17 protein-coding genes are annotated in these 21993 nt (G+C 44.9%); all 17 read right to left on the bottom strand.

Annotated features, from left to right (window positions below; all coding sequences use genetic code 11):
* Window positions 1-124: 124 nt before the first annotated feature.
* Window positions 125-580, bottom strand: a complete 456-nt coding sequence (gene dut / locus MJB10_RS11585) for a dUTP diphosphatase (RefSeq protein WP_314804974.1) — start codon at window positions 578-580, stop codon at window positions 125-127.
* Complete coding sequence (locus MJB10_RS11580; protein ID WP_314804972.1) at window positions 567-1823, bottom strand: M16 family metallopeptidase; 1257 nt, start codon at window positions 1821-1823, stop codon at window positions 567-569. The genes dut and MJB10_RS11580 overlap by 14 nt, the downstream gene beginning before the upstream one ends.
* Before the next feature lie 113 nt (window positions 1824-1936).
* A complete protein-coding gene (locus MJB10_RS11575) occupies window positions 1937-2902 on the bottom strand; it encodes a polysaccharide deacetylase family protein (RefSeq protein ID WP_314804970.1) in 966 nt (321 codons plus the stop codon).
* A gap of 213 nt (window positions 2903-3115) precedes the next feature.
* Entirely contained in the window at window positions 3116-5218 is a 2103-nt protein-coding gene (gene pnp, locus MJB10_RS11570) for a polyribonucleotide nucleotidyltransferase (RefSeq protein WP_314804968.1), read from the bottom strand.
* Window positions 5219-5490: 272 nt separating this feature from the next.
* Window positions 5491-5760 (bottom strand): 30S ribosomal protein S15, encoded by a 270-nt coding sequence (gene rpsO, locus MJB10_RS11565; RefSeq protein ID WP_314804966.1) that lies wholly within the window; start codon window positions 5758-5760, stop codon window positions 5491-5493.
* A 155-nt stretch (window positions 5761-5915) separates the two neighbouring features.
* Entirely contained in the window at window positions 5916-6836 is a 921-nt protein-coding gene (locus tag MJB10_RS11560) for a bifunctional riboflavin kinase/FAD synthetase (protein WP_314804964.1), read from the bottom strand.
* A gap of 165 nt (window positions 6837-7001) precedes the next feature.
* The gene (truB, locus tag MJB10_RS11555) at window positions 7002-7916 is read right to left on the bottom strand and encodes a tRNA pseudouridine(55) synthase TruB (protein ID WP_314804962.1); all 915 of its coding nucleotides are present in this window, start codon (window positions 7914-7916) and stop codon (window positions 7002-7004) included.
* Entirely contained in the window at window positions 7913-8914 is a 1002-nt protein-coding gene (locus MJB10_RS11550) for a DHH family phosphoesterase (protein ID WP_314804960.1), read from the bottom strand. The genes truB and MJB10_RS11550 overlap by 4 nt, the downstream gene beginning before the upstream one ends.
* The gene (gene rbfA / locus MJB10_RS11545) at window positions 8911-9270 is read right to left on the bottom strand and encodes a 30S ribosome-binding factor RbfA (RefSeq protein WP_314804958.1); all 360 of its coding nucleotides are present in this window, start codon (window positions 9268-9270) and stop codon (window positions 8911-8913) included. Before rbfA ends, MJB10_RS11550 begins: the two co-directional genes overlap by 4 nt.
* A 6-nt stretch (window positions 9271-9276) precedes the next feature.
* Window positions 9277-12219 carry a translation initiation factor IF-2 gene (infB, locus tag MJB10_RS11540; protein WP_314804956.1) on the bottom strand — a complete coding sequence of 981 codons (2943 nt, stop codon included), beginning with the start codon at window positions 12217-12219 and terminating at the stop codon, window positions 9277-9279.
* Window positions 12209-12538, bottom strand: coding sequence for a L7Ae/L30e/S12e/Gadd45 family ribosomal protein (locus MJB10_RS11535; protein WP_314804954.1), 330 nt, complete (start codon window positions 12536-12538; stop codon window positions 12209-12211). Before MJB10_RS11535 ends, infB begins: the two co-directional genes overlap by 11 nt.
* Window positions 12528-12842 (bottom strand): RNase P modulator RnpM, encoded by a 315-nt coding sequence (gene rnpM, locus MJB10_RS11530; protein ID WP_314804952.1) that lies wholly within the window; start codon window positions 12840-12842, stop codon window positions 12528-12530. Before rnpM ends, MJB10_RS11535 begins: the two co-directional genes overlap by 11 nt.
* A gap of 30 nt (window positions 12843-12872) precedes the next feature.
* Window positions 12873-13970, bottom strand: coding sequence for a transcription termination factor NusA (gene nusA, locus MJB10_RS11525; RefSeq protein ID WP_314804946.1), 1098 nt, complete (start codon window positions 13968-13970; stop codon window positions 12873-12875).
* Between the two features lie 36 nt (window positions 13971-14006).
* Window positions 14007-14471 (bottom strand): ribosome maturation factor RimP, encoded by a 465-nt coding sequence (gene rimP / locus MJB10_RS11520; RefSeq protein WP_314804944.1) that lies wholly within the window; start codon window positions 14469-14471, stop codon window positions 14007-14009.
* Window positions 14472-14725: 254 nt separating this feature from the next.
* Window positions 14726-19042 (bottom strand): PolC-type DNA polymerase III, encoded by a 4317-nt coding sequence (locus MJB10_RS11515; protein WP_314804942.1) that lies wholly within the window; start codon window positions 19040-19042, stop codon window positions 14726-14728.
* A gap of 66 nt (window positions 19043-19108) precedes the next feature.
* Complete coding sequence (gene proS, locus MJB10_RS11510; protein ID WP_314804940.1) at window positions 19109-20557, bottom strand: proline--tRNA ligase; 1449 nt, start codon at window positions 20555-20557, stop codon at window positions 19109-19111.
* Between the two features lie 21 nt (window positions 20558-20578).
* On the bottom strand, window positions 20579-21838 hold the full coding sequence (rseP, locus tag MJB10_RS11505; RefSeq protein ID WP_314804938.1) for an RIP metalloprotease RseP: 1260 nt from the start codon (window positions 21836-21838) through the stop codon (window positions 20579-20581).
* Window positions 21839-21993 lie beyond the last annotated feature (155 nt).

Below are 21993 nucleotides of genomic sequence, written 5' to 3'. Positions count from 1 at the left end.
GCTTACACCCCTTCCTCGGCCCGCTTCGATACGTTATAGTATGCGTTCGCCTAAGGATGGGTGACTTTCACTTCGCTCCCGGCAAAATAAGAAGAACCCCTTCCTAAGAAGAGGTTCTTTATCCTTAACGACCTGTATGTCCGAATCCGCCAGAACCGCGTTCTGTTTCGGTTAATTCCGTTACTTCGCGAAGCCCAATCTGCGGAACGAGTTGAAATACCATTTGCGCAATGCGTTCATTCCGCTGGATAACGAAAGGCTCCTGACCATGATTAATCAGCAGCACCTTCACCTCGCCGCGGTAATCCGCATCAATCGTGCCAGGAGAGTTCAGTGTCGTGATTCCATGTTTGAAAGCGAGCCCGCTCCTAGGGCGTATCTGCGCTTCGAGCTCAGGCGACATGCTTAACGCGAAGCCTGTCGGGATCAGTTTACGTTCACCTGGCGCGAGCACAACAGGCTCACTTACTGCAGCATGCAGATCGAACCCGCTGGCCGCGGCCGACATTTTCTGTGGTAACAGAATATCCTCTTGGCCTTCCATTCGTTTGATTTGCACTTCAAAATCAGAGAGAGACAAGCTGATCCCTCCTGAAGCCACCAATTACATCATCCGAATTCCCTACCATGGATAAGGCGAATGGTGTCGAGAACAGGTTTTTCGTGAGTTGACGAATATCCGACATTTGCACACTTTCAATACGCTCAATCATTTCATCCAAACTATAATGTTTACCTGTCATCAACTCATTTTTTCCGTAGCGATTCATACGGCTGCTTGTGCTTTCCAAACTTAGAATGAGGCTTCCCTTCAGCTGTTCCTTCCCTTTCACAAGCTCTGTCTCAGTCATCCCATTGACAGCAATATCATGAAGCAGTTCCATCGTTACTTTCAGAACTTCTCCCGTCTGCTTAGGAGCAGTGCCTGTATAGATCGTAAACATGCCGCTATCAATATGAGAAGAGTGATACGAATACACCGAGTAAGCTAGGCCGCGCTTCTCCCGAATTTCTTGGAACAATCGCGAGCTCATGCCCCCGCCGATCGCATTATTCAATAAGACCATCGGGTACAAATTCTCTTCTTGAAGCGATAATCCAGGCAAGGATAGGCAAATATGATTTTGCTCCGTTTTCTTCGCATGGAAGATCAACTCACTTAGAAAATCTGGTGCATCATAACTTGTCTCCACGCCCGTTTGTGCAAAATCACCAAAGTGCTTCTCGATAAGATCCTTGACCTGATCGTTAATGTTGCCTGCAATACTAAGCACGGTATTCTCCGTATTATAGTTTTGCTTCATGTAGCTGCGCAGATCATCGGATTTCATTTTGGACAAATTATCCTGCGTTCCAAGAATGGTATAACCTAAAGCATGTGATCCGTAGGAAGCTTTCGCTAACAAGTCATGAACTAGATCATCCGGTGTATCTTCATACATGGAGATTTCTTCATAGATGACGTTCTTTTCTTTCTCCAGTTCACCCTCATCAAACGTTGAGTGGAAAAACATATCCGAAAGCACATCCATCGCTAATGGCAGATGTTCATCCAATACTTTGGCATAATAACAAGTGTATTCTTTGGAAGTGAATGCATTCACATTCCCCCCAATGCCGTCAAAAATCTCAGCGATATCTTTCGCCGAATGACGTTCTGTCCCTTTGAACAGCATATGTTCAATGAAATGTGAAATTCCATTACCAGTTGGGGACTCGTTGCGTGAGCCTGTCTTTACCCAAATTCCGAAAGTGACGGATCGAAATGTTGGGATTTGTTCCATGACGACTCTCAAGCCATTATGTAAGCGATATTTGATCACCAAGGTTCCTCCTCGAAATGTTACGGCTAAAAGTCTTTTTCTCCCATTATACTTTCTCAGTCTAACAAAAATGTTCCGCTGACTCAAATTACGCCAAATAAAAGGCGATATCCCTACTTCGTGATATGCCCTTCACTGGTAGCTATTCGTTTGGACGATAGAGTTTCAGAAACAGTGCCTAAGGATAAGCCCTTTTTCTTCATCATGGCAATCATGCCAGGAAGCGCATCTCGCGACGATGAGGTCGGATGCATAAGAATTAGCATGCCTGGTTCAATATTTGTGGATAACCGTTCCAAAATACGACTTGCGCCAGGATTTTTCCAATCAATTGTATCAAAGGTCCAAAGCACGGTTTGCAATTTGAATTCGGAAGCAACTTGAATCGTTTCCTGTGTGAAATAGCCAGATGGCGGTGCAAATAACGTGTTTTTGACGCCTAGCTGCTTGAGGAGCTCTTCTGTTTTGGAAATTTCCTCAACCGCTTTGCCGCGGGAGATCGTCCGCATATCTTTATGGGAATACGCATGATTCGAAATCTCATGACCCTCACTCAGTATTCGTTTGGCCATCTCCGTATTTTTCTTTAGCCACGATCCATCGAAAAAGAACGTCGCATGCACATTTTCTTTGCGCAGCGATTCCAGCATGCTGGGCAAGTACTCATTGCCCCATGCCACATTAATCATGAGCGAAGCCATTGGCTTCTTTGGATTGCCTTTATAGACAGGATTTGGGCCTAAGTCATCCAGCTGAATACTGGGCTCTACTTCTTTCATCACATAATGAATGCTTGCTGGTGTTAACTGATGTTCGGCTAATTTCAACGTTTCATCAATGTCGACTTCAAGCCCGTTATAACCAGGAATCGCTTTCCACACGGGATCTAGCTTCGCATTAATCGGCGCAATTCTCCGTTTCTCGGCTTCTTTCATTATCGTTTCCATTAGAACAGATTGGGAGGATGAGGCAAACACAGGACGTGCGGCTTCGCTCATCCAGCTATTCTTAGTAGGTATAGATCCATTATTGTCTTTGACGCTTGCAATATAAGTACCTAGCCCAGGTAATATGCTCATACTCCATAGAACCATAGCAAAAAAACTCCCGAAAAGCAGCCATTTTTTGTGGAGCATACACAGGTCCCCTTTCTCATTTCCTGATTTTATGCAGGCTAGGACAAGAGTAGAACAAGTGCGTGTCCACACGAATAGAAAAGCAAAAAAGAGACAGATAGATCTGACTCTTTATCCTGAAACTATGGATTGAAACGGCTTCACGAGGAAAAAATTCTAGCTTTGTGCTGACACTTGTGAAGTTAACGTAGCTTTGCGTGAAAGGTTAACTCTGCCTTGCTGATCGATTTCTGTGACCTTAACTGTAATCTGATCGCCAACATTCACGACGTCTTCTACTTTTGCTACGCGCTCTGTAGATATTTGTGAGATATGAACGAGACCTTCTTTACCAGGTAAAATCTCAACGAATGCGCCGAACTTCTCGACGCGCTTCACTGTACCCAGGTACGTCTCGCCTACGATCACTTCTCGCACAATACCTTCAATGATGGAACGAGCTTTCTCGTTCATTTCTTGATTCGAAGATGCGATAAATACGCGTCCGTCTTGCTCGATATCAATTTTCACGCCAGTTTCTTCAATAATTTTGTTGATGATTTTACCGCCAGCCCCAATAACATCACGGATTTTGTCCGGGTTGATATTCATTGTAAGGATTTTAGGCGCATATTGAGATAACGATTTGTTCGGTGTAGAAATTCGTTCAACCATTTTGCCCAAAATGTGCATTCTGCCTTCTTTGGCTTGCTGTAACGATTGTTGAAGAATACTGCGATTGATACCATCAATTTTAATATCCATTTGTAAGGCTGTGATGCCTTCAGCTGTACCCGCAACTTTGAAGTCCATGTCGCCAAGGTGATCTTCCATCCCTTGAATGTCCGATAGAATGGAGAAATGATCTCCGTCTTTGATTAGACCCATCGCAATACCCGCAACAGGAGCTTTGATCGGAACACCCGCATCCATAAGTGCGAGAATACTTGCACAAATACTTGCTTGGGAAGTTGAACCGTTGGATTCTAAAACTTCAGATACAAGACGAATTGTGTAAGGGAATTCTACTTCATTCGGAATGATTGCCTCAATTGCTCGTTCACCTAATGCACCATGTCCAATCTCACGGCGGCCTGGCGGACGCAACGGTCTTGCTTCCCCAACGCTGAATGGCGGGAAGTTATAGTGATGCATGAAACGTTTCGTTTCCGTTAAGTCTAATCCGTCTAAAATTTGCACATCACCTAGTGCACCCAGTGTACAGATACTTAGCGCTTGCGTTTGTCCGCGAGTGAATAAGCCTGAACCGTGTGTGCGCGGCAGCAAGTTGACATCGCACTCGATTGGGCGGATTTCTTCTAGTTTACGTCCATCTGGTCTAACTTTATCATGCGTAATCAAGCGGCGAACTTCCTCTTTTACGATATCGTAAAGAGTTTCCTTCACATCGCCCATTAGGCCTGGCGTTTCCGCATATAGCGTTGTGAAATGATCAACTGCGTCTGCATTCACAACATCAATCGCTTCTTGTCTTGCATGCTTCTCGGCAATTTTGATCGCGTCAACCAAACGAGCTTGTGCGAACTCGCGCACGGCACTGTTCACTTCTGCGTCTACTGCGTGAAGTTTTACTTCCATTTTTGGTTTACCCACTTGAGCAACCAAATCTTCGATTAGAGCAACGATTTTGCGAATTTCATCATGACCGAACATGATCGCTTCAAGGACAACTTCCTCAGAAACTTCTTTGGCACCCGCTTCTACCATCATGATCGCATCTTTGGTACCTGCAACCACAAGGTGGAGATCACTCTTATCCGCAACTTCGCCAGTTGGGTTAATGACGAATTGACCATCAACACGACCAACAATAACGCCACCAACAGGCCCATTGAACGGAACATCGGAAATCGCAAGCGCCGCGGAAGTACCGATCATCGCTGCCATTTCTGGCGGACATTCTTGGTCTACGCTCATGACGATTGATACGATTTGAACATCGTTACGGAAGCCTTCCGGGAACAACGGACGAATCGGACGATCTGTTAGACGACTTGCAAGAATCGCTTTCTCGCTCGGGCGTCCTTCACGTTTAATAAATCCGCCAGGAATTTTACCGACGGCATATAATCTTTCTTCATAGTTAACTGTTAACGGAAAGAAATCTAAATCTTTCGGTCCGCTGGAAGCCGTCACTGTGCTGAGCACAACCGTATCACCGTAGCGTACAGTTACTGCTGCATTGGCTTGTTTGGCTAGTCGGCCTGTTTCAAGTATGAACGGCTTACCGCCAAGTTCCATTTGTACCCTTGTCTCCATAATATCCTCCTAAGGCATAGTTTGTTTGCCATTTTTATGTGTTTGATAACATGTACAGAAATCAGAAGATCCTCAGCAATGTATCGGAATCTACTCCGTATGTATGGTGGCCAAAGTTAACTGTGTGGAGTATTCCTCTATTTCTGCGTAATGTCTAGTATTTCCTTCTTTTGCCGTTTTAAAAATACAAGAAAAAGCAACCTTTTGCCGCTCTTCGCCAAAGCTTTATCAAGCCCAGCAAAGGAGCAACAGGTTGCTTCTCATTGTCGGTTTTATCGACGCAAACCAAGCTTCGCAATCAAAGCACTGTAACGGTTAACATCTTTGTTTTTAACGTATGCTAGCAACTTACGACGTTGTCCAACCATTTTAAGCAAACCACGACGGGAGTGGTGATCTTTCTTGTGTGTACGCAAGTGATCAGTTAGGTTAACAATGTTTTCTGTAAGAATTGCTACTTGTACCTCAGGTGAACCTGTGTCGGTATCGTGTACTTTGTGTGTTTGAATCAGTTGCGTTTTGCGTTCTTGTGTTAATGCCATGATCAATTCATCTCCTAAATTCGATTAGTATCCCCGCTAGCCTAGAAATCGCCGATGATAACGAACATCCAAGCTAAGGTTCATGCCAAAGGAACAAGTCCATTTGACAACGTTAATCAGTATATCATAGTTGACTAGCAGAAGTAAATGCTAAATCAAGGTTCAAGCGATAATTGTTGCTTAGCAGCTTCGGCATCCATCTTGATTTGAGTAACCAATTCATCCAATGACGCAAATTTGCGTTCAGGACGTAGGAATGCAATGAGCTCAACAGTGACTAATTCCCCATATATTTGCTCCGAAAACTCGAATAAATGAGCCTCGAACGATGGCTTGAGCTCACCTGTATCGAATGTTGGCTTAATTCCAATATTCATGACTCCTTGATAAATCTCGCCGCGAACATGTGCCTTAATCGCATACACCCCATGAGTTGGACTCACATACGGTTCGTCCAATTGGAGGTTAGCCGTCGGAAATCCTAAGGTTCTTCCTCTTTTGGCACCATCAACGACGATACCGCTAATGCTATAAGGACGGCCAAGGAGCCTTGTTACGGTATCGAGTTCACCTTGCTGCAATGCTTCACGAATACGTGTACTGCTTACTTTATCACCATTCATATGAAAAGGTCTCACCACTTCAACAGAAAATTTGCCATGACTCAACTCACAGAGTGAATCTGGCGTGCCCCTACCCTGAAAACCAAAAGTAAAATCAAAACCGCAAATGACGCTGTCCACGCCAAGTCGATCTAGAACGCCGTCTACAAATTGTTCCGGAGACAATCGCATTAAGGAAGCATCAAACGTGACAACGTACGCATGATTCACACCCATGTTTTTAAAAATCTCCATCTTTTTCATCAGTGGCGTTAAAAGTTCGTTGTATTTATCTTGACCCATGACCGCTCTAGGGTGCGGGTTAAACGTCATAATCGCTGCATCTAATCCAAGATGGTTAGCTCTTCTTAACGCTCGTCCAATCACTTCTTGATGCCCTAAGTGCACACCATCAAAGTCACCGATCGCGACAACCTGTTTCCCAACAAATTGGATTAATCGATCCATATCCATAGGGTATGATATTGGTATTATATGCATATAAGTTCGTTCACCTACCCATTTCAACCCGACCTGGGGACGTTATGATCAAGGATAAATGGAGTTGCCATCTTTAATTGCAATTTACCTTAGCGAAGCAAGGAGAATTGTCAAGTGTAAGACGGTATCCGCTTATCACTAAAGGAAAATTTTGGCCGGGACCATAACGCGGCTTGCGCTTTTCCATTCAAACAGACCAAGAAATCGTTCATCCGGTGAATAGGCCCGAAATATGGTTTGTGAATCATCTGTGTGAACCACTCGATTCGCAGCTAGAGCTATCTTCTTACCTTGTAAGGCATGAACCGATTCTTGTTCAGATAAAGCTACAGAAGGAATGTGAGCAACGGCGATGTCCATTGGAATCACGTGCTGCTGCAGTAAACCTTCTTCTTTTAACGAGATGATTTGTTCAAATGTTAAGCATTGTGCCTGACGAATATTCCCCGTTGACGTTCGAATTAAGCTTTCCATCACCGCAGGATAACCGAGCGCTTTGCCGATTTCCACACATAGCGTTCTAATGTAAGTTCCCTTTGAGCAAACGGCACGGAAGCGGATTTCAGGATGCTTCTGATCGAGATTCATCGCAACAATTTCTAACTCGTGAATCGTTGCTTTGCGGGCTTTACGTTCGACTTCTTTACCCTCTCTAGCTAACTCATACAATCGTTTACCATCAATTTTCACGGCCGAGAACATCGGTGGGACCTGCTCAATCTCCCCGATAAAAGCCTGGAGAATATCGCGAACATGATCTTCCTTTAGGGAAACATGTTCAACCTCTTCTAATACAGTTCCCGTCATATCTTCCGTATCCGTAGAAAGACCAATTCGTAAAACGGCCTCATATTCTTTGGGCAGCTCTTGAATAAACTCAACCATGCGTGTGGCACGGCCAATGCATAGCGGCAGTACACCCGTCACTTGTGGATCGAGTGTGCCTGTATGACCAATACGCTTAATTCCCAAAATTCTTCGAACCTTAGCGACAACATCATGCGATGTGAAGCCTGCTGGTTTCCATACAGGAAGAATACCTTCTAGTGTCATCTCAGCTTGTCCCCTACTTCCTGAACCATTTTGGCAACAGCTTCATCAAGCGTCCCAAGGATTGTACACCCTGAAGCTCTCACATGCCCGCCACCACCAAGTGATTGTGCGATCGCTGCCACATCAACTAATCCAGATGATCGAAGACTTATTTTAATTACACCAGGTGCTTTTTCTTTAATTAACATCCCGACTTCAACACCCTCAACGTTACGCGGGTAATTCACCAAGCCGTCTAAATCGTCGCTAGATGCACCTATCACTTCCAAATCGGCCAGAGACACAGCCAGCCATGCAAGCTTGCGCTCATAAGCAAATGACAGCGTTGATAATGCCTTCTGCAAGAGAACGATTTGCGAATACGTCATCCGTTCCAGCACTTCCTCGGCAATTTCGGCTCCTCGGACTCCTAATTCAAGCATCGATGCACCGATCTTCATGACTTCTGACGTCGTATTCGAGTAGCGGAAGCCACCTGTATCCGTGAGTAGTCCTGTATAAATGCACTCGCCGAACGCAATATCTGGCTCCAAGTTCATAAGAATAGCCAAATCGTATAAGATCTGAACCGTGGCGGCCGCGTCATGCTTAATCAGATGACAGGAACCGAAACAGTCATTGGTTGGATGATGATCAATATTGAGTAATTGTGCCTGCTCATCAAAAAGAGTGCTGATCCTACCCATTCTGGAGAAATCAGCACAATCTACACTTATGATGGTCTGGAATTGTCGCGTCGGTGCCTTCTCGGAATAATCAATTGTCTGCTGACTTCCTTGTAAAAAGGAAAATTTTGAGGGCATTGCGCCCTCATTGATCATCGTAAATGACTTGCCTAGTTGCGTTAAAATCCAGCCTGTTGCATACGTTGAACTGGCAGCATCCCCATCGGGTTGGATGTGAGATACTACCAGGAAATCATCATGCTGCTCGATAAATGCAGCTGCTGCTGCCAGCTGCTGCCCGTATTCGGTGGCATGGAGCTTTCCAATGCTCATACGTTTGTATTTCCTTCCTGATTGAGCTTATACAACAATTGGTCAATGTGACTGCCATAGTCGATGGAAGCATCAAATTTAAACTGCAGCTCTGGAATTTTACGCAAACGAATTCGTTTACCTAGTTCTGAGCGAATATACCCCGAAGCAACAGAAAGCGCCTTAAGTGTGGCAGCCTTCTCTTCTTCGGTTCCCATTACGCTAAGATACACGCGAGCCAATGATAAATCATTCGTCACTTCGACCCCTGTAACCGTCATGAATCCGATACGAGGATCTTTAAGTTCCGATTGAATAATTTGGCTTAACTCTTTCTTGATTTGCTCGCCTACGCGACCCACTCGAACTCTAGCCATATGTTATCACCTCTCAACGGACTCCATGATGAAGGCTTCAATGATGTCGCCCTCTTTAATATCATGATAACGCTCTAGAGATATACCACACTCGTAACCTTGTGCCACTTCTTTTTGATCATCCTTAAAGCGTTTCAAGGAGTCAATCTTACCTTCATGCACGACAATGCCGCTGCGAATTAAGCGAGTTTGCGCATTACGTGCGATTTTACCAGAAGTAACATAGCAACCAGCAATCGTACCTGAACCTGTAATTTTAAAGACGTTACGAACTTCGGCTTGACCGAGAACAACTTCTTTAAATACAGGATCCAGCATCCCCTTCATGGCTTGCTCGATTTCTTCAATTACGTTGTAGATAATGTTGTGCAGACGAATGTCCACTTTCTCTTGATCTGCCGTTGCTTTCGCGGCAGGCTCAGGACGAACGTTGAAGCCAATAATGATCGCATTGGATGCGGAAGCCAGGATAATATCTGATTCCGTAATAGCACCAACACCATTGTGAAGGATTTTAACACGAACGCCTTCGACTTCAATTTTCTCAAGTGAGCTTTTCAGCGCTTCAACAGAGCCTTGAACGTCACCTTTGATAATGACATTCAGATCTTTAATCTCGCCATCTTTAATATGTTTAAAGAGATCATCCAATGTAACGCGTGAGTTTGCCGTCATTTCGGATTGACGAAGAGCTGTCGCACGACGATCGGCGATGTCTCTTGCTTTGCGCTCATCTTCATAAGCTAAGAACGGATCCCCAGCTTGTGGAACTTCTGTCAAACCAGTGATTTCTACTGGCGTGGAAGGTCCCGCTTCTTTCAATCGCTTCCCTTTATCGTTCACCATCGCACGTACACGACCAAAGCATACGCCGGCAACGAAGCTGTCCCCCACTTTCAAAGTACCGTGTTGGATTAGGACACGAGCAACCGGGCCTCTTCCTTTATCCAACTCAGCTTCAATGACAGTTGCTCTAGCACGTTTGTTAGGGTTCGCTTTGTACTCCTGCACTTCAGCTACCAGCAAGATCATTTCGAGCAAGTTTTCAAGACCGATACGTTGTTTCGCGGAAATTTCACAGAAAATCGTATCGCCGCCCCACTCTTCAGGAACCAATTCATAAGCCGTCAGAGCTTGTTTGATTTGATCAGGATTCGCGCCTTCTTTATCAATCTTGTTCACTGCTACAATGATCGGTACGCCAGCCGCTTTAGCATGACTAATGGCTTCAACTGTTTGTGGCATAACACCGTCATCAGCCGCAACAACGATAATCGTAATATCCGTCACTTGAGCACCGCGGGCACGCATTGTTGTAAACGCTTCGTGACCAGGTGTATCCAGGAACGTAATTTTCTTCTGGTTAACCTCTACTTGATAAGCACCGATGTGCTGTGTGATCCCGCCTGCTTCGCCTTCCGTTACACTCGTTTTACGAATGGCATCAAGCAAAGTCGTTTTACCGTGGTCAACGTGACCCATGATCGTTACTACAGGAGGACGCTCTAGCAAATCAGCCTCATCATCGATTTCTTCGAACGTTTCGAAGTTATCTTCTTCGACTTTGATTTTCACTTCAACCTCAACACCAAATTCCGATGCGATTAATTGAATTGTCTCCAAGTCTAGTTCTTGATTGATCGTAGCCATCGTTCCAAGGAACAAAAGCTTTTTAATCACTTCAGAAGCATCTTTGTGAAGCAATTTCGCTGTTTCACCAACAGTCATGCTGCCACGAACGATAATCTTCTTAGGTGTGTTATCCACTTTTTCTTTTTTAACCATTTCTTGCTGATAACGGCCTCTATTGTTGCCGCGTTGGTTGCCTCTATTGTTACCACCAGGACCGCGATTTCCACCCGATCTGTTGTCATCAAAACGTTTAGGGGTCGGTTTGGATTTCTTCGTTGTAATGACGCCTGCTTTCGCTGCTGCATCATCCAACTCCGCCGCTGTTGCGCCTACGTGGAATTGCGGTTTCGCCTCTTGGATAACCGGTCTTCCGCTTTGGTTGTTATTGCGGTTCTCAAATGGCTTATTCTGACGGTTAGGTCCTGTACTACGGTTTGGACTGGATTGTGGACGACCGCTATTCGCGCTTTGACCACTTCCTGCACCAGGGCCGCCAGTACTTGGACTTGGACGTGAACCTGCGTAGTTGCTATTCGAACGCGGCGCTCCACCTTGTCCTTGACCTTGGCTAAAGCCTTGACCTGCTGGTCGACTGCTGTTGTATCCGCCGCCGCTGTTACCGCCAGAAGGACGACCATCGTTAGAACGGAATGGAGGCCTGTCGCCAGAACGCCCACCTTGACCTTGACTGGAACCTTGGCCGCTTGGACGACCGCTATTCGGATTTGATCCTTGATAGCCCGTGCGTTGACCGCCTTGGCTGGAACCTTGACCACTTGGACGACTGCCTGATGAATTCGAACCTTGATAGCCAGGGCGCTGTCCACCTTGACCTTGACCACTTGGACGCCCCCCACCTTGGTAAGAACCTTGACCGCTTGGACGACCATCACGTTGTTGTGATTGCGGGCGGTTATTTGAATGTTGGGAAGACTGACCTTGTTGTGGCGTTGATGTAGCCGACGTTGTCGTTGGCTGACTGCTCGATTGTTCTGTAACGGAAGACGGCTTAGCCGCTGGCGTTATTGCACCTTTATTTTCTTGTGCTGGAGCCTGCGATGCAGGACTCTGATTCGTCGTAGATGAACTCACATTTCCTCCGTCCGTAGCTGCTCGTTTGGCAGCCGCATTTGCTTTAATATCTCTAAAAAACTTTTCTACACTGCTGACCGCGTCATTTTCCATTACGCTCATATGATTGTTAACAGGAATGTTCAATCGCTTAAGAATCGTAATGATTTCTTTGCTACTCATATTGAGTTGTTTCGCGTATTCGTAGACGCGTGTCTTATCTTTATTATCTTGTTTATTGGTCAATATGTTTCACCTCCGCAGGATTTTCTTGACTCTTCTGCAGCATCTGCGCGAAGCCTCCGTCCAATACACCTATGGTGACACGCATTTCTTTCCCAATGCTGCGGCCCAATTCATATTTCGTACCAATTTCCATCAGGGTGACCCCATAGAAGTGGCATTTATCTTGAAATTTCTTACGTGTATTCGCCGATGCGTCCGCCGCCATAATAACAAGCTTGGCTTCACCCGCGCGAATGGCTTTGAAAACTCCTTCATCACCCGTTACGAGTTTCCCAGCTCTCATCGCCAATCCAAGTTGTGATAAAAACTTAGGATTCATCTTCCGATTCCTCCTCTTTCAGAGAAAGGAATTCATCTTCCACACGAATGAAATCTTGTTCCAACTGGTCATAGATTTCTGCACCAACGGCCTGCTTGAGAGCTCTATCCAGGGCTTTGCTTTTCTTTGCCAATTTAAAACAAGAAACCTTCCCGCACAGGTAGGCACCGCGCCCAGACTTCTTCCCCTTAAGATCAATGAGAATGTCATCTTCAGGCGTTTTGACGACGCGGATCAAGTCCCTCTTCGGCATCATTTCCTGACAGGCAACACACTTTCTCAGAGGGATTTTTCTCTGCTTCATTCCGATCACCCCTTGTTCGAAAACAAAAACTTAATCAATACTTACCGAATCCTGATGCATTTCTTCCGAATAAGTTTTCACGCGGCCAAACTCTTGTTCAGCTTGTGTTTCACTTTTAATATCGATTTTCCAGCCTGTCAACTTGGCAGCAAGTCGAGCATTTTGCCCTTTGATACCAATGGCTAGTGAAAGTTGATAATCAGGAACAATAACACGTGCCATTTTTTCATTTTCATGAATTTGAACTTCAAGCACTTTAGAAGGGCTTAGTGCATTCGCAACGTACTCTTCCACGCTCTCCATCCAACGAACAATGTCAATTTTCTCGCCGCGAAGCTCCGTAACGATCGTTTGAACGCGCAGACCTTTCGGGCCAACGCATGAGCCAACTGGATCTACTTCCGGATTACGGGAATGAACCGCAATCTTTGAACGGAAGCCAGCTTCACGAGCAACGGAACGAATTTCAACGACACCATCAAAGATTTCAGGAACTTCCAGCTCGAAAAGACGCTTTAACAAGCCAGGATGCGTTCTTGATAAAATGATTTGAGGACCTTTAGTCGTGTTCTCAACTTTCGTAATATAAGCTTTGATACGATCTCCTTGCTTGAACTTATCCGTAGGCATAAGCTCTGTAAGTGGAAGAACAGCTTCTACTTTACCTAGATCAACATAAATATTACGTTGGTCTTGACGTTGGAGAATCCCCGTAACGATATCTTCTTCTTTGTCGATAAATGCATTGTAAATCAAACCACGCTCAGCCTCGCGAATACGTTGTGTCACGACTTGTTTAGCTGTTTGTGCCGCGATGCGTCCGAAATCACGTGGCGTCACCTCGATCTCAACAATATCATCCAATTGATAGTTTGGATTGATTTCACGAGACGCGTGAAGAGAAATTTCCAATCTTGGATCCAATACGTCCTCAGTCACTGTTTTGCGTGCATATACCTTAATGAGACCCGTATGTCGATTGATATCCACGCGCACGTTCTGTGCCGTGTTGAAATTACGTTTATAACTAGAAATCATCGCCGCTTCAATAGCATCAATAAGTAACTCCTTGGAGATACCCTTCTCACGTTCAATTTCCGACAGCGCTTCAATAAAATCCGAATTCATTTGAACTGAGTCCCCCCTTTCAATAAGTAACGTTGCTTAGAATACGATAGCTAGACGTGCGCTAGCTAGCTTCGCAACGGGTATGCTGATTCTCTTCTTTCCAATCTCAATCACGAGTTCTTCCTCGTTATATGACTGCAACAATCCCTCAAATTCCTTAGAGCCGTCAATAGACTCATACGTGGTAACAAATACATGACTGTTTACGGCTTTATAGAAGTCTTGAGTTTTCTTAAGTGGACGCTCCGCGCCAGGAGAAGAAACTTCCAAGAAATAAGCATCCGAAATCGGATCTTTCTCATCCAATTGACCGCTTAAATACTCGCTGATGCGACCGCAATCATCTATATCAATTCCGCCTTCTTTGTCCGCGTAGACGCGAAGGAACCAATTGCTGCCTTCTTTGACATATTCAATATCCACGATTTCAAACCCATTTTGTTCAACGAAATCCTTCAGCATGTCCTCAATGATGGATTTAATTTGCAATTGTGTAGCCACAGATATCTGTACCTCCTATTGTGACTCTTTCCTATCGCTAGTGAAAAAAGTCCTATATCAAAATGTAAAGAGTGGGTTTCCCCACTCTTTAATCACAAGATGATATCCTCATTATTACCAATAAAAATTATACCATAACCATTCTTTGCATTACAATAGCAAACTTGTTAATGATTTTCACTTGACAGCTGGAAGTTTTTCGAGCCTTTTCATTGTTTTTCGAAGAAAACCGAGTCAAGTTTTACGCCGATCCACTAAAACAAAGATAGCTGATTGGACTCAGGCAGACCGCGGAAGCACCCCATCGAATTGAGCAGCTCGATCACGGTTTTAGAAGCCTTCGATCGATTCTGGAAATCCTCAATTGATAAGAAATCGCCATCATCTTTGGCTGCGGCAATATTTTTAGCTGCACTCTCGCCAATCCCAGACATAGCTGCAAATGGTGGAATGAGCGCTGTACCGTCGATCGTGAATTTAGTCGCATCGGAACGATAGATATCAATCGGCTTAAAGCTGAAGCCGCGGGACGTCATTTCCAAAGACATTTCGAGAATGGAAACCATTGCTTTTTCCTTAGGCAACGCCTGAAAGCCCTTCTCTTCAATTTCAATCAAGCGACGCAGAATCGCGTCATAGCCCTGGCATAGCAATTCAAGATCGAAGTCCGCTGCGCGTACACTGAAGTAAGTCGCGTAATAAGCGATTGGGTGATACACCTTGAAGTATGCCGTACGGACGGCAGAAATAACGTAAGCTGCCGCATGCGCTTTTGGAAACATGTACTCAATCCGCTCGCATGATTCTATATACCAAGCTGGTACATTACAGCGCTTCATCTCATCTTTCCATTCGTCGGTGAGTCCCTTACCTTTCCGAACGCTCTCGGTAATTTTAAAGGCAAGTCCCGCATCCATCCCAGCTTTATAAATCAAGAACAACATAATATCATCACGACAACCGATAACCGTCTTAATGTTACAAATGCCTTTCTTGATCAGTTCCTGGGCATTCCCTAACCATACACCAGTTCCGTGTGACAAACCTGAAATTTGCAATAAGTCAGCAAAGGATGATGGCTGTGTCTCATGTAACATTTGACGAACGAATTTGGTCCCCATCTCAGGAACGCCATATGTCGCAACGGGAGAGCGAATTTGATCTGGACGTACGCCCAATGCATCCGTTGAATTAAAAATGCTCATCGCTTTCGGGTCATTCATCGGAATGGTCGTTGGATCGATCCCCGTCAAGTCTTGCAGCATCCGCATCATCGTCGGGTCGTCGTGTCCCAGAATATCGAGTTTGAGCAAGTTTGCATCGAAGGCATGGTAGTCAAAATGCGTCGTTTTCCATTCGGAGTTTTTGTCATCAGCAGGGTATTGCACTGGCGTGATATCGTCAACCTCCATATAATCAGGAACGACGACAATCCCCCCTGGATGCTGACCTGTGCTACGCTTAACCCCTGTACACCCAGCGGCCAAACGGTTCAGTTCAGCTCCGCGCCATTTCTGGCCGATCTCCTCTTCATACTTCTTCACGAAACCAAACGCCGTCTTTTCCGCTACTGTACCAATCGTACCAGCACGGAACACGCTTCGCTCACCGAAAAGAACTTTCGTGTAATTATGAGCAATCGGTTGATACTCACCAGAAAAGTTCAAGTCGATATCGGGAACCTTATCTCCCTTAAAGCCTAAGAACGTCTCGAACGGGATATCATGCCCGTCACCTTTTAAATTGCCACCGCAAATCGGACATGGCTTATTTGGAAGGTCGAATCCACTTGGCACACTGCCGTCGAGAAACCATTCGCTGTGCTTACAATCTGGCGTTGTACAGAGATAATGAGGAGGTAACGGATTAACTTCAGAAATCCCTAACATCATGGCGACGACTGAAGAACCAACGGATCCACGAGAACCAACGAGATAACCGTCTGCATTTGACTTTTTCACGAGACGTTCTGAAATTAAGTAGTTTGCCGAGAAGCCGAACTTAATAATCGGCACAAGCTCTTTCTCAAGACGAGCCACAATAACTTCAGGCAGCTCATCCCCATACATATTTTTAGCTGTCGTATAACAGGTTGTCCGAATTTCTTCGTCAGCACCCTCAATAATTGGCGTGAATAACTTGTCTGGGAAAAGCTCAATCGTTTCGAAGCGTTCCGCAAGTTCGTTCGTATTTCGAACAACAACTTCGAGTGCTTTTTCTTCCCCTAAAAAAGCAAATTCCTGAAGCATCTCTTTGGTGGTTCGGAAATGTGCATCTGGCTTCTTCATGGCTTTCAGCGGACTGAAACCCGTGATCCCGTTAATCGTAATATCGCGACATATTTTCTCGCGTGGATGCAAATAGTGGACATTGCCTGTGGCAATAACGGGTTTGCCTGTTTTATAACCAATTTCGCAAACACGTCGAACCGCGTTCTCCAGATCTTGAGCTGACCCCACAAGTTCTTTTTCTACGAGATGCATGTTATAGCTCACAGGTTGAATTTCGAGAATATCATAGAATTCAGCAACCTGCTCTGCTTCTTCAATCGACTTATTCAGAACTGCTTCGAAAAACTCGCCCTTCTCACAACCTGATGTGATCAATAGTCCATCTCTATGCTCGACCAATACACTTTTCGGAATTGTAGCTGAACGCTGCAAGTACGTTGTATGAGATAAGGAAATCAGTTTAAATAAATTTTTCTTACCTGTAGCATTAAGAGCGTAAATACAGGAGTGAAAAGGCCGCTGGTTAGATAAATCTTTACCTACATAATCATTCAACTTGGCCAAGCTCGTAATTTGCCGATCATTAGCCTCATTAATTAAATGATAGAGCACATACCCCAAAGCAATGGAGTCATCGATCGCACGGTGATGGTTGTCCAAGCTTACTTTAAATTTATCCGATAACGTATTTAAACGATGATTTTTCATGGATGGGAAAAGAAATCTCGCCAGTTCCAACGTATCCAGCACGGCGTTCGTCACTTCGGGCAGGTTCATACGCTTCAAGTTGGCTTGAAGAAAGCCCATATCGAAACGAGCATTATGAGCGACTAACACACAGTCTCCTATAAACTCGACAAATTTCGGCAGTTCCTCCTCGATATCCGGCGCATCCTTGACCATATCATCATTAATATTCGTAAGTTGTTGAATGTTATATGGGATCTTTTCATGAGGATTAATGAACGTGGCAAACCGATCAATTTCCTTACCGTCCTGCATCTTTACACCTGCAAGCTCGATGATCCGATTATTCGTTACAGAAAGACCCGTTGTCTCCACGTCAAAAATCACATACGTAGCTTGTTTCAGGTCAATGTCTTGCGCATTCATTACTATCGGTACAGAATCATTCACGATGTTCGCTTCTACACCATATATTACTTTAATGCCGTGTTTCTTAGCTGCTTTACCTGCATCTGGGAAGCATTGAATATTACTGTGATCGGTAATCGCGATCGCTTTATGACCCCATTTGGCTGCCATTTTCACATATTGATCAACAGAAGTGAGGGCATCCATCGTACTCATATTCGTGTGCAAATGAAATTCGACACGTTTTTCTGCCGCATCGTCCATGCGATCTCTAGGCGCCATAACCTCATACAGATCATTCGGAATCATGACGAGCTCAGGAATTTGCATGAAGCGATCGTATTCCACTTTCCCTCTTGCCCGAATCCATGTGCCGTTAGCAAGCAAGCTCATAATCTTAACATCGTCTTTGGTTTTGGCGAAAACTTTCATCGCGAGGGAGTCAGTGAAATCCGTAATGTTAAACGTGTACAGCGTATTCCCATTCCGCAATTCTTTGACATCCAAGCCGAATACCGTGCCTTGAACAGCGATTTTCTTCTCTTCTTCTTGAATATCTTTGAGTGGAGTCGGGACTTCCTTAATATCAATCCCCATGACAAGCTTCAGTTCACCTTCTGGCAAAGAGGACTCTTCCTCCTCCATATCAATGGACATCATAAGTTCTTGGGTAAACGATTTCTCGCCTTGCTCTCGCTGCTTTGCGAATTTCTCATACTCTGCTTCGATCTCGGAGGACTCGCCCATGGCATATTTAACGGATAATTCCGTTTGAAAAAAATTATGGAAAAAGTTCCGTATGAACATATCTACGTTTTTCTTCTTTGCTAATTCAAGTCCAATCGCATCCAGCATAATCAGGGATAAGGCCTGGCCGTGAACTTCGAACCGCGCTTTGGTCATCCACCCATTGATCGAAGGAACTTCACGCATTAACCAATCCATGAAAAGACTCCAGTACTCCTCCACAAGAGCTGCTGGCTCTACTTGTTCATACTTCCAAATAAAGCGAATCTTCGCAATTGGCGCGAACTTCTCTTGAATCATTTTACAGAATGAACGATAAACATTCAGAGGAACCAAGTCATTTTTAACCAAATAAAAGGTCCAGTCGCGGTTTTTTCGACTTATTTCTACTTGATCAATATAACCTTCTGCAAAATAAGACCGTATTACATCGGCTGGAATCTCGGCTTGCTGCATCAAAAGCTCAAAGCGATTCCGTTTATCAGCCAAATTACTCATGAACAGCCTCCCCATAAAACGTACCAAGGGCCATGGAGAATGTTCTCCATATGCCCTTGAAGGTCATTAATAGCTGCGACCAAACACGACCGTATGCTTCGCCGCGTCACCGCAAACGAGACATGTCGATTTGGTTTCAGATGGTGTGAACGGGATATTACGGCTTGTGGCGCCTGTTTCTTCTTTCACTTGTGATTCACAAGCGTTGGAACCGCACCAACCCGCCAAGGCAAATCCGCGTTTCGTCTCTAAGAATGTCTTGAACTCATCAATTGTATCTACCGCAATGTAATGCTCATCACGGAATTGCTTCGCTTTATCATACATCTGCTGATGAATCTCAGCAAGTAAATTTTGAACTTCTTGGACGAAATTAGCTTGTTCTACCACTTTCTTCTCTCCACTCACGCGAGAGACAAGCACAACTTGTCCATTCTCCATATCACGCGGCCCTAACTCTACTCGGATTGGCACTCCACGCATCTCGTACTCGTTGAATTTCCAGCCTGGGCTTTGGTCTGCACGATCGTCCACTTTTACGCGAACCCCAGCTTTCTTCAACTCCGCGTACAATTCGTCAACACGCCCGATAACTTGTTCACGCGTTTTTGGCGGACCGATTGGAATCATGATAACTTGCGTAGGCGCCACTTTTGGTGGCAATGCGAGACCTCGGTCATCACCGTGAACCATGATCAATGCACCGATCAGACGCGTACTCACACCCCACGAAGTGGTATGTGCAAACTGATGTTGATTCTCACGATCCAAGAATTTAATGTCAAAAGCAACAGCAAAATTCGTTCCCAAGTAATGAGACGTACCTGCTTGAACGGCTTTACCATCTTTCATCATCGCTTCGATGGAGAATGTATCAATGGCACCTGCGAATTTCTCGGATGGTGTTTTTTGACCGACGATAACTGGAATCGCTAGGAATTCTTCCGCAAACTGACGGTACACATCCAACATCTGCATCGTTTCACGGCGAGCATCCTGCTCGTCTTCATGCGCCGTGTGACCTTCCTGCCACAGGAACTCAGTCGTACGCAGGAACGGCAAAGTCCGTTTCTCCCAACGTACTACATTTGCCCATTGATTAATTAGTAATGGCAGATCACGATAGGAATTGATCCATTCCGCGTACATATGGCCAATCATCGTTTCCGATGTTGGGCGAATCGCCAATCGCTCTTCTAGCTTCTCGCCGCCTGCTTCCGTTACCCATGGGAGTTCAGGATTAAAGCCCTCTACATGCTCTTTTTCCTTCTGAAAGAAACTCTCAGGGATAAACAATGGGAAATAGGCATTGCGGTGGCCTGTTTCTTTAAATTTGCTATCCAGCTCGCGCTGAATATTTTCCCAAATCTCATAACCGTCTGGTTTGAACACGATACAACCGCGCACTGGCGAGTAGCTCATAAGATCCGCTTTCTTGATGACATCTATGTACCAACGTGAGAAATCTTCCCCTTGTGGTGTAATTTCTTTCACAAATTGCTTATCGTTTGACATAAACCCTCCCGCAAATTAGGACTAGCCCTTTATTAATCGTAAAATATCGTTATACGTCACGGCTATCATCAGCAGCATCAACAGTGCAAAACCGACAAAATGAACCATACTTTCCCGGTTGGGATCAATCGGTTTCCCTCTCAGTGCTTCTAATCCCATGAATAACAGCCGACTGCCATCAAGGGCAGGAATAGGAAGCAAATTGAAAATCCCGAGATATATACTTAAAGTGGCCGTCCATGAAATTAAGTAGGTAATACCCATTTTAGCAAATTCAGCCGATACTTGAGCCGTTCTTACTGGACCACCGAGGTCATCCAATTTGAACTGCAGCAACACCAACTTTTGTAAGCCAGTAATAATTCCTATCGTTGTACCCACAACCTGATCATAGGTTCCCGCAATGACCTCACTGAATGTGGCACTTCTACGATCACCGCTGATGACAACACCAAGCTTGCCCGCTCCTGCTTCCATTTCTGGTGTTACTTGCAACGTTATTGGCGTTCCCGCACGATCAATCACCCATGTCATCGTCTTACCAGCCGAAGATTGAATCGAACTTACGAGCTTCTCACGATCATCACCAATTGGTTGCTTATCGATCGACATAATAATGTCGCCTTTTTGCAAACCAGCCTTCTCACCCGCTCGACCTGCTTGTACAGTATCGAGCTTCACATTCGTAAACACACCCGACATAATCACAACAATTAGAAACAGTACGATCGCCAGAATAAAATTCATCACGGGTCCCATCACGATGGCTATTGCACGCTTCCCAACCGATTTAGAACCAAATTGGCGATCGTAAGGTGCGATTTGCGTTTCTGTACCTTTCGTGACCATCATCGCTTGCGGATGAATGGGATACGTTACTTTCTCTCCATCGACATCCAGCGTCAAACGAAGCGCTTTCTCAATATCAATGTGCTCGACGACACCCATAATAATACTGGAACGACGATCTAATTGATCCAAATATAAAAAAGTGACTTCATTCTGCTTATTCAATTTAATCGCAATGGTTTGCCCAGAATTAACTTGGACGATTTCCGGGTCTTCCCCTGCCATCCGAACAAATCCCCCAATTGGCAAGATACGCAGCGTATAGCGGGTCTCCCCTTTTTTATATGAGAAAATTTTGGGTCCGAAGCCGATTGCAAACTCACGAACTAGAATGCCTGCCCGTTTGGCAAAGTAAAAATGACCCCATTCATGAATCGTAACAAGAACGAAAAACAACAAAATAACCTTTAATCCAACTTCAATGGCCGACAAGTCGTATTTCCTCCTTCGGGGTTTCTTCGGAAAACTTACCATTACTGCATGAATCATGCGCTTTCAGAAGAGAACCTACCTTCTAAGCATCCACTCTAGGACAGCATGTTCTTAGATTACCATTATTGAACTGCTGAATACAAGCTATGCCCGCT

This window comes from Paenibacillus sp. MBLB1832, from assembly GCF_032271945.1.
In the GTDB taxonomy this organism is placed as follows: Bacteria; Bacillota; Bacilli; order Paenibacillales; family NBRC-103111; genus Paenibacillus_E; species Paenibacillus_E roseopurpureus.
This window is presented reverse-complemented; position numbering and strand designations above follow the sequence as displayed.

Excerpts from the sequence above, each read along its gene's own strand:
- MJB10_RS11550 (WP_314804960.1), bottom strand. The coding sequence starts at position 8,914 with ATGAGCATTGGAAAGCTCCATGCCACCGAATACGGGCAGCAGCTGGCA.
- rbfA (WP_314804958.1), bottom strand. The coding sequence starts at position 9,270 with ATGGCTAGAGTTCGAGTGGGTCGCGTAGGCGAGCAAATCAAGAAAGAG.
- proS (WP_314804940.1), bottom strand. The coding sequence starts at position 20,557 with ATGTCAAACGATAAGCAATTTGTGAAAGAAATTACACCACAAGGGGAA.
- rpsO (WP_314804966.1), bottom strand. The coding sequence starts at position 5,760 with ATGGCATTAACACAAGAACGCAAAACGCAACTGATTCAAACACACAAA.
- MJB10_RS11575 (WP_314804970.1), bottom strand. The coding sequence starts at position 2,902 with ATGAGCATATTACCTGGGCTAGGTACTTATATTGCAAGCGTCAAAGAC.
- nusA (WP_314804946.1), bottom strand. The coding sequence starts at position 13,970 with ATGAATTCGGATTTTATTGAAGCGCTGTCGGAAATTGAACGTGAGAAG.
- MJB10_RS11535 (WP_314804954.1), bottom strand. The coding sequence starts at position 12,538 with ATGAATCCTAAGTTTTTATCACAACTTGGATTGGCGATGAGAGCTGGG.
- rnpM (WP_314804952.1), bottom strand. The coding sequence starts at position 12,842 with ATGAAGCAGAGAAAAATCCCTCTGAGAAAGTGTGTTGCCTGTCAGGAA.
- MJB10_RS11560 (WP_314804964.1), bottom strand. The coding sequence starts at position 6,836 with ATGGATATGGATCGATTAATCCAATTTGTTGGGAAACAGGTTGTCGCG.
- MJB10_RS11515 (WP_314804942.1), bottom strand. The coding sequence starts at position 19,042 with ATGAGTAATTTGGCTGATAAACGGAATCGCTTTGAGCTTTTGATGCAG.
- truB (WP_314804962.1), bottom strand. The coding sequence starts at position 7,916 with ATGACACTAGAAGGTATTCTTCCTGTATGGAAACCAGCAGGCTTCACA.
- pnp (WP_314804968.1), bottom strand. The coding sequence starts at position 5,218 with ATGGAGACAAGGGTACAAATGGAACTTGGCGGTAAGCCGTTCATACTT.